Here is a 7,969-nt window from a genome sequence, read left to right on the forward strand (position 1 = left end):
TGTGAACGCCGCCACTTCGCGAACGCGTCCGCCCGGCGGGCGCGGGGCGCGCGAACGTATCGAGCGCGCCGCGGCCGACCTCTTCTACCGCAACGGAATCCATGCGACCGGCGTCGAACTCATCGCACAGCGAGCCAACGTGTCCAAGCGCACGCTCTACCAGCATTTCGGCAGCAAGACCGACCTTGTGGACAACTACCTTCGCGGCATCGAGGCCCGCGGCGGCTCGCCCACCGAGAAGCGCCTCGACGACACCGACTTACCCGCCCGGGAGCGTCTGCTCGCAATTTTTGACCTGCGCCGCTCGGACGTTGTGCGCGGCTGCCCTTATCACAATGCGGTCGTCGAATCGGCAGGGTCGCTGGCCAGTACCGACGAGATCGTTCGCGCCCACAAACGGGAATTCACTTGCCGCCTCATTGCCGTCGCACGTGAGGCGGGTGCCGCCGATCCCCACCTGCTGGGGCAGCAGCTGGCGGTGCTGTTCGAGGGCGCCACCGCGATGGCGACATCGCTCAACGACACCGCGCCCGTCGTGCATGCCCGTGCGGCCGCGGCCACGTTGATCGATGCCGCGCTGAGCCCTTGACGAGCTCATCTTCCTGCTGCTAGACATGGGCTGCGCCACTATTTGGGCGATCGCCCAAAAGCGGCTGGGTGGAGGTTGCAATGGGCCGGATGGACGGCAAGGTCGCATTCGTGACCGGGGCGGCACGCGGGCAGGGCAGAAGCCACGCGGTGCGGCTGGCGGGGGAGGGCGCCGACATCATCGCCATTGACATCTGTCGGAAATTCGAGGCATCTCCCGCCGACGGTGCGACACCGGAAGATCTCGACGTGACCGCGGGGATGGTCAAGGATGCCGGGGGCCGCGTCGTCACCGCCGAAGTCGACGTCCGCGATTTCGACGCGCTGCGAGCCGCCGTCGACAGCGGAGTCGAACAGCTGGGGCGCCTGGATGTGATCGTGGCGAACGCCGGCATCGGTACGACGGCGGGAAAGCTGCACAAGGCCGGCGAGGCGCTGTGGCAGGAGATGATCGACGTCAACCTCAGCGGGGTGTGGAAGACGGTGAAGGCCGGCGTCCCGCACATCCTGGCGGGCGATCGCGGCGGCTCGATCGTCCTGACGTCGTCGGTCGCCGGCTTCAAGGCCTACCCGCACGTCGGCCACTATGTCGCGGCGAAGCACGGCGTGATCGGCCTGATGCGTTCGTTTGCCGTCGAATTGGGCCAGCACATGATCAGGGTCAACGCCGTTCTCCCGACACACGTGAATTCGCCATTGCTGATGAACGAGGCCACCTACCGCGCTTTTCGGCCCGATTTGGAAAACCCCGGACCGGACGATCTCGCGCCGGTGTGCCAGAGCTTCCACTACCTGCCGATCCCATGGGTGACCCCCGAAGACATCAGCAACGCCGTCTTGTTTCTCGTCTCCGACGAAGCGCGATACATCACCGGCGTCGCGCTCCCAGTGGATGCCGGAAGCTGCCTGAAGTAAAGGAAGTATCAATGACCTTTGCAAACGACACCGCAAACGACACGGACGTCTACTACGACCCCTACGACACCGGCATCAATGCCGACCCGTATCCGACCTACGCGCGGCTGCGCGAAGAGGCACCGATCTACTACAACGCAAAGTACGACTTCTGGGCGATATCAAGGCATTCCGACGTCGAACAGGCGCTGGCGAACTGGGAAGCCTTCTCCAGCCGTCGCAGTGACATCCTCGAGTTGGTGAAGTCCAAATTCGACATGCCCGGCGGCGTCATGATGTTCCAGGACCCGCCCGAACACACCATGCTGCGCGGACTGATGTCGCGGGTGTTCACCCCACGCAGGATGGCCGCCATCGAGGACCAGATCCGGCAGTACTGCGTGCGGTGTCTGGATCCGCTCGTCGGCTCCGATGGATTCGACATAATTGCCGAGCTCGCTTCGATGATGCCGATGAGAGTCATCGGAATGCTCCTGGGAATCCCTGAATCCGAACAGATCTCGGTACGCGACGCCAACGACGCCAACCTGCGCACCAAGCCGGGTGCACCGCTCAAGGTCGCCAACGCCGACTCCATCGCCGATGGCCGGATCTATGCCGACTACGTCGAATGGCGATCCCACAACCCGTCGGACGACCTGATGACGACGCTGCTCAACGTCGAGTTCGACGACGAGAACGGCGTACACCGAAAGCTGACCCGCAAAGAGGTGCTGCATTACACCCAGGTGGTGGCCGGAGCGGGCAACGAGACGACCGGTCGGCTGATCGGCTGGCTGGCCAAGGTGCTCGCCGAGCACCCGGACCAGCGCCGCGAGCTCTACCAGGATCGGTCACTGCTGAACCGCACCGTCGACGAGACACTGAGGTTCGAGCCCACTGGACCCCACGTCGCCCGTTGGATGGCAAAGGATTTCGAGTGCTACGGCACTGCCGTGCCGGCCGGCAGCGCCATGCTGTTGCTGTTCGGTGCCGCCAATCGCGACCCCCACCGGTACACCGACCCCGACACCTTCGACATCCACCGCGACAACATCTCGCACCTCACATTCGGGAAGGGCCTGCACTACTGCCTGGGAGCGAACCTCGCCCGCCTCGAGGGCCGGGTTGCGCTGGATGAGATCCTCAACCGCTGGCCCGAGTGGGACATCGATTACGACACAGCGCAATTGGCGTCGACGTCCACGGTCCGCGGCTGGGAGCGGCTGCGGGTCGTGCTGCCGTGAGTGACCCGAATTAGCCCACTCGCTAAGAGTGCGGGACGGCTGTTTTCAACCGTGCTATCGCATGCGATATCACGTTTAGAAATCGCCTACAGCACTCCCGTAGGGGCTGGTGTGGCTGTTGTGATTACGTATTGCGATCGCGTCGAGTCTTCGGTGTCGGCATCTCGTATCGGTCCAGGAATCGCTTAACGAGCGCGACGGCCTCGTCATGGCCCCCGGCGCTGCCGAGTCCCTGCTCTAACACCAGGGTGCGGCCGATCGAGGCGATGACGACCGCCAGGCCCGCGGGCGGAAACTCGTCCGTGTCGATACCATGTCCGCGGACAATAAAGTTCAACGCGGTGATTTGCTGCTCGCGCCACCGCTCCGACCAGGCCGCGATCTCGGCCCTGATCTCCTTGCGGTGGTTGGCAAGGCCCATGAACTCCAACAGCAATCGGGTGTCCTTGGGTTCGGTGAGGGTATCCCAGAAGGCGTGCAGTGGGCGGTCCGAGGCCAGCGCTTGCTGCTGGCGCTCCAGGTAGACGGCCGCGCCGCGGCGGAAAACGGCCAGGTACAACTCGTCCATCGTGGGGAAGTAGTAGTGCACCAATGCCGGTTTGACACCGGCCCTGGCCGCCACCCGGCGCGACGTGGCCGCGGCGTAACCCTCCTCGACCATGATCTGACTCGTTGCGTCCACCAGCATGTCGCGAGTGGTGGAGTCCCGTGCCTTGGCGGGTCGTTCGGACGCGGTCATGGTGTGTGGTCTTCTCACACCGCGGGTTCGGCGACCATGTCGAAGAAGGCGGCGCCGGAGTCCGGGATGCGGTTCTGCTTGAACACGTTGACGGCGTAGGAGACCAGGATCATCGAATACAGCAGGTGCAGCAACCTGGTCGCATCGTCCGGTAATGCGTCGATGTCGAGCCCATTCAGGTAAACGATCGCCTCCTCGGCTCTCGGCGCGATGGCGTCGTAGAACGTGACCAGTTCGTCGTAGGGCTTCGACAGCCGCGCCTCGTAGCGTTGGGCCCGCGTCGGCAACGCCCAATCCGCAACGAATGGTTCGAGATCGGTGAATCCCGCCGGCAATCCCAAGTTGGACATCACGCCTCCCCGGCCCGGTAGGCGTCGACCGTGTCGCGGATGACCGTGTGGAACTGGCGGATGAGCAGTTCCTGGTCGCTGAGGTGGAATGTGTTCTGCGCCCTTGTCTTCAGGGCCGAGTGGGTGGCTTCGATGGTGTTCACGTCCTGCATCGCGAACTCAATCGTGCTGTCCACCACCAACTCCTGCGCCAGCCGATCCCGCGCGTTTGCGGGCGGCACGAAGTACATGTCGATCTCGTAGATGTGCGAGTCGACGGTCTCGGGCCAGTAGGTGTAGGTGATGTAGTAGCTCCGCGCCCAGATCTGGATCGAAATGTTCGGGAAGAGCCAGAACTGGTCGTTGCCCCACGAGGCGATGTCGCCGCGGTTCAGGAACGAGGCGGGAGCCTCGCCCAGTTCTAAGTCGGGAACATCGTCGGGCCCGAAAAGCCCCGCGCGGAACAGCTTATAGACCCAACGCTGGTCCTGGCGGGCCGGTCCCGCCGTACCAGGTTCGCGCGGCGGCAGCGGTGGCGGTCCGGGGACCGAGGTGAGCATGTGCGGCCGGAACAGTTCGTAGTGGTAGGCGTCGACGGGCGGCACCATCTTCTCGGCTTTGGAAACGTCAGGGTCGATGAAGCGACCGTGCACATACGGCGGGTGGTACCACTCGCACACCGAGTCGACGGCCAGCTTCCAATTGCCGTTGATCCGAGTGGAGAACCCGTAATGCTGCGTCATCTTCTCGAACGGATACGCCTCGATGGGCAATAGCCCGTCACCGAGGAAACTGCGCAGTGGCAACGGGTCCTCGGCGAGGTTGATGAAGATGAAACCCGCCCAGACCTCGCAGTGCACCGGCGGCATGCGCAGCGTGCTCTTGTCGAGGTCGAAAAACTCGCCCTCGTTGGTGATGTGGTTGACCTTGCCGTCCAGGCCGTACCGCCAACCGTGGTACTTGCAGGAAAACGCACGACACGTTCCCGAGGACTCGCGCCCGGGGTGTTCCTGCCACACGACCTTATTGCCGCGGTGGGCGCACACGTTGTGAAACGCGTGCACCGTGTCCCCAGTGTCACCGCGGTCGCGGGCCATGACGATCGACGCGAGGCGCCCGGGCAGGTCGCGGGTGAAATACGAACCCTTGCGCGGCAACCGCTCGATACGTCCGACGCACAACCAGTTTCGCTCGAATACGGCCTTGCGCTCGGCGGTGAAGAATTCTTCGGAGATCGCATCGTCGTAGCTGACCGGGTCGGTCCCGAGTTCGGGATAATCGGTGGTGAACTTGCCGCGGCCGGTGGAGAGTCGCTGCTGGATGCTGGTCACGATGGGACTCCTTCGGTGCGCTGATCGTCTTGCGCGGGTGCGCCGTTGGACCAAGGCGCTTGGTCCCAGGCCCTGTCCAGCGGTGCCATCTCACCGCCGAACGGGAAGAAGGCCCGCTGCGCGTAGGTTTCCCGGGCCAGGCCGTGGCCGAGCTCGTCGATGAAGGCCCGCTTGAGTGGATTGGTGAAGAGCTGGCGTGAGTAGCGCAGCGTCAGCGGTGGGCGCTTGACCAATTCGCGGGCGAGTTCCCAGGCCCTGTCCAGCAACTTGTCCTTGGGCAGCACCTCGTTGACCACGCCCCACTGCTTGGCTTCGGCCGCGCCGAGCTTCATGCCGGTCAACAGGAAATAGCGGGCGCGGGTGTGGCCGGCCAGAAAGCTCCAGATGACATGCTGGCCGTCGCCGGGCACCTGGCCGCGGGGGAAATGCGACGCGTCCTGGAAGTAGGCGTCCTCGGAGGCCAGCACGATATCGCCGAGCAGCGGCACCTCCGAGTGCATGTTGCACGGGCCGTTGACCGCGCTGATCATCGGAACGTCCACGTCGAGCACGTTTGTGATCAGATGCCTTGCATACCAGGATTTTTCATCGAGCTTGTGCAGGCCCCTGGTACCGGGCATAAGCAGATAATCGGGCTTCTCGACCGGGTCGCCATTGGGCATGCGCCCCCAGTTCGCGTTGTAGTTCTCGCCGGTACCGGTGTGGATGAGCACCTTGATCTCGCGGTCGCCGGCGATGTCGGCGAACGCGTCCGACATCTGGTCGTGTGCCCGCCAGTCCCAGACCAGGCTGCCGCCGTTGGTGTGGCACTGCATCAACAGGATTCCGTCGTCGGAGAGCTCGAGCCGGTAGTTGGCATACCGATCGTGGTACTCGCTGTATCTGGTCCGCTTTGCCATTGAGTTGTCTCATTCCCGCGGTGGTGAAAGTGGCCCGGTGCATCATTTGAGCGATCGCCCAAATCGTGCATTTGCCATGCTTGCACCTCAGCCGCTACCGGTCAAGGCTCACCGTCCGTGCAGGCGGTCGACCACGGGTGCGAACGATTCGAGCTGCGACTGCTGCACGGTGACGTAGTTGACACCGAGGGTTTCCCGTCGCGAATACAGCATTTCCACAACGCGTTCCGGCGGGCCGATTAAAACGTTGGGATGGTTGCGCAAAAGGTCGGTCGGGATCCCCGTCGACGTCGACGCACCCGCCAGAACGGTCTCGGGGTCGTTCGTGATCTCGGCGAAGTACGGGGAACTCTCGACATCCAGATGGGGGTAGCGCTCGCCGGCAGCGGCTTGGACGTAACCGGCTCGCAGCTGAGCGACCGCCTGCGGATCGAGGCCATCGGCGTCGCGCGCCACGAAGGGAACGCTGGAGATGCTGACGATGTCGGCTTCACGGCCGGCGAACGAGAGCACGCGCTCGCCGCCGCCGCCGATCATGATCGGCGGATGTGGCCGCTGTACCGGCCGTGGCCTCCCCGCGTACCCGTGCACCCGTACGAACTCGCCCGAGTAGTCGAGTTCTTCGCCTCGCCAATGGGCCTTGATGAGGGAAACGACCTCGGCGAGCTTGGCGATTCGCCGGCCCGGACGGTCGAAGTGGAGGCCCATCGCGGTGTACTCGACCTCGCTCCAGCCGGCCCCGATGCCCATTTCCAGCCGGCCGTCGGACAACACATCAAGCGTCGCCGCTTCCTTGGCCAATACCGCCGGTACGTGGTAGTCAATGCAGAACACCCGACACCCGATGCGCAGCGTGTGGCTCACTGCGGCCGCCGCGGCCATCGCGGCGATGGGAGCCAGGTCTTGGCGAGGGGTGCGCGCAGCCCGCTGCGCCGGTCCGGGCCCCAGGTAATGATCGGCGAGGAAAAGTGTTGAGTACCCGAGGTCTTCGGCTTTGCGGACGGTGTCGTGCCACTCGCGCCCCCCGCGGGCGTTGGTCGCTTGCACCGCGAAGCGAAATGGGGGCCTGTCCATAGACTTGACCGTAGTCGACACCGGGTGATAGGCATGTGAAGCCCATCGTTTGGGCGGTCGCTCAGGAAGGCGGGTGGGCGCGCGTGAAGACGGCGGTCGTGACCGGCGGTGCGTCGGGAATCGGCCGCGCCATCGCAGAGCGGTTGCGCAGTGACGGATTTGGGGTGGCCGTCCTCGATCTGTCGCCCACCGACGACGGCCTCGGTTATGTCGTCGACGTCACCAACCGTGCGCAGGTCGACACGGCGGTGGCGGCGATCCGCAACGCGTTCGGCCCGATCCTGGTCCTGGTCAACGCCGCCGGGGTCGAAGGCTTCAAGAAGTTCTTGAATATGTCCTTCGCGGAATGGTCCAAGGTGATCGACGTCAACCTCAACGGCGTATTCCACACTATTCAGGCGGTGCTCCCCGACATGGTCGAGGCCGGCTGGGGACGCATCGTCAACATCTCGTCGTCCAGCACCCACTCCGGGCAGCCGTTCATGGCCCACTACGTCGCGGCCAAGTCCGCGGTCAACGGCCTGACCAAGTCGCTTGCCCTGGAATACGGTCCGTCGGGGATCACCGTCAACGCCATACCGCCGGGATTCATCGACACACCGATGCTGCGCAGTGCCGAGAAGCGGGAGTTGCTCGGCGGCAGCGTGGAGGACCACATCGCACGCACCCCGGTGCGCCGGGTCGGCCGGCCCGAGGATATCGCCGCGGCGTGCGCTTTCTTTGTGTCCGAGGAGGCCGGCTACATCACCGGACAGATACTCGGGGTCAACGGCGGTCGCAACACCTAGAGAGGGACCTAAGAAAAAATATGTACGACAGGGACCAACTCTTCATCGACGGGAAGTGGGTGCCGCCGGATTCTGACGCC

At 64.3% G+C, this 7,969-nt stretch carries 9 protein-coding genes; 4 read left to right on the forward strand and 5 right to left on the reverse strand.

Annotation, left to right across the window (positions count from 1 at the left end; all coding sequences use genetic code 11):
• The first annotated feature begins 1 nt into the window (after position 1).
• The 3 genes from ACLP4W_RS17595 to ACLP4W_RS17605 all read left to right on the forward strand — a co-directional run bounded on the left by ACLP4W_RS17595 (position 2) and on the right by ACLP4W_RS17605 (position 2,729).
• Complete coding sequence (locus ACLP4W_RS17595) at positions 2-589, forward strand: TetR/AcrR family transcriptional regulator (protein WP_442388058.1); 588 nt, start codon at positions 2-4, stop codon at positions 587-589.
• Between the two features lie 80 nt (positions 590-669).
• Positions 670-1,503, forward strand: a complete 834-nt coding sequence (locus ACLP4W_RS17600; RefSeq protein ID WP_442388060.1) for a mycofactocin-coupled SDR family oxidoreductase — start codon at positions 670-672, stop codon at positions 1,501-1,503.
• An 11-nt stretch (positions 1,504-1,514) separates the two neighbouring features.
• Entirely contained in the window at positions 1,515-2,729 is a 1,215-nt protein-coding gene (locus ACLP4W_RS17605; RefSeq protein WP_442388062.1) for a cytochrome P450, read from the forward strand.
• 124 nt (positions 2,730-2,853) lie between these two features.
• Here ACLP4W_RS17605 and ACLP4W_RS17610 read toward each other — a convergent pair whose 3' ends face one another.
• From ACLP4W_RS17610 to ACLP4W_RS17630, 5 genes are all read right to left on the reverse strand, one after another.
• Complete coding sequence (locus tag ACLP4W_RS17610) at positions 2,854-3,468, reverse strand: TetR/AcrR family transcriptional regulator (protein WP_442388064.1); 615 nt, start codon at positions 3,466-3,468, stop codon at positions 2,854-2,856.
• A 14-nt stretch (positions 3,469-3,482) separates the two neighbouring features.
• Entirely contained in the window at positions 3,483-3,818 is a 336-nt protein-coding gene (locus tag ACLP4W_RS17615; RefSeq protein ID WP_442388065.1) for a hypothetical protein, read from the reverse strand.
• Complete coding sequence (locus ACLP4W_RS17620) at positions 3,818-5,128, reverse strand: aromatic ring-hydroxylating oxygenase subunit alpha (protein WP_442388067.1); 1,311 nt, start codon at positions 5,126-5,128, stop codon at positions 3,818-3,820. Before ACLP4W_RS17620 ends, ACLP4W_RS17615 begins: the two co-directional genes overlap by 1 nt.
• Positions 5,125-6,027 carry an enoyl-CoA hydratase/isomerase family protein gene (locus ACLP4W_RS17625; RefSeq protein ID WP_442388069.1) on the reverse strand — a complete coding sequence of 301 codons (903 nt, stop codon included), beginning with the start codon at positions 6,025-6,027 and terminating at the stop codon, positions 5,125-5,127. The genes ACLP4W_RS17620 and ACLP4W_RS17625 overlap by 4 nt, the downstream gene beginning before the upstream one ends.
• Positions 6,028-6,135: 108 nt before the next feature.
• Positions 6,136-7,101 carry a TIGR03621 family F420-dependent LLM class oxidoreductase gene (locus tag ACLP4W_RS17630; protein WP_442388071.1) on the reverse strand — a complete coding sequence of 322 codons (966 nt, stop codon included), beginning with the start codon at positions 7,099-7,101 and terminating at the stop codon, positions 6,136-6,138.
• An 83-nt stretch (positions 7,102-7,184) separates the two neighbouring features.
• Here ACLP4W_RS17630 and ACLP4W_RS17635 point away from each other — a divergent pair, with 83 nt between their 5' ends.
• Positions 7,185-7,889 carry an SDR family NAD(P)-dependent oxidoreductase gene (locus ACLP4W_RS17635; protein WP_442388073.1) on the forward strand — a complete coding sequence of 235 codons (705 nt, stop codon included), beginning with the start codon at positions 7,185-7,187 and terminating at the stop codon, positions 7,887-7,889.
• The last annotated feature ends 80 nt before the right edge of the window (positions 7,890-7,969 follow it).

Source organism: Mycobacterium sp., assembly GCF_052145595.1.
Lineage (GTDB): Bacteria > Actinomycetota > Actinomycetes > Mycobacteriales > Mycobacteriaceae > Mycobacterium.

Excerpts from the sequence above, each read along its gene's own strand:
- ACLP4W_RS17600 (WP_442388060.1), top strand. The coding sequence starts at position 670 with ATGGGCCGGATGGACGGCAAGGTCGCATTCGTGACCGGGGCGGCACGC.
- ACLP4W_RS17605 (WP_442388062.1), top strand. The coding sequence starts at position 1,515 with ATGACCTTTGCAAACGACACCGCAAACGACACGGACGTCTACTACGAC.
- ACLP4W_RS17610 (WP_442388064.1), bottom strand. The coding sequence starts at position 3,468 with ATGACCGCGTCCGAACGACCCGCCAAGGCACGGGACTCCACCACTCGC.
- ACLP4W_RS17615 (WP_442388065.1), bottom strand. The coding sequence starts at position 3,818 with ATGTCCAACTTGGGATTGCCGGCGGGATTCACCGATCTCGAACCATTC.
- ACLP4W_RS17625 (WP_442388069.1), bottom strand. The coding sequence starts at position 6,027 with ATGGCAAAGCGGACCAGATACAGCGAGTACCACGATCGGTATGCCAAC.
- ACLP4W_RS17630 (WP_442388071.1), bottom strand. The coding sequence starts at position 7,101 with ATGGACAGGCCCCCATTTCGCTTCGCGGTGCAAGCGACCAACGCCCGC.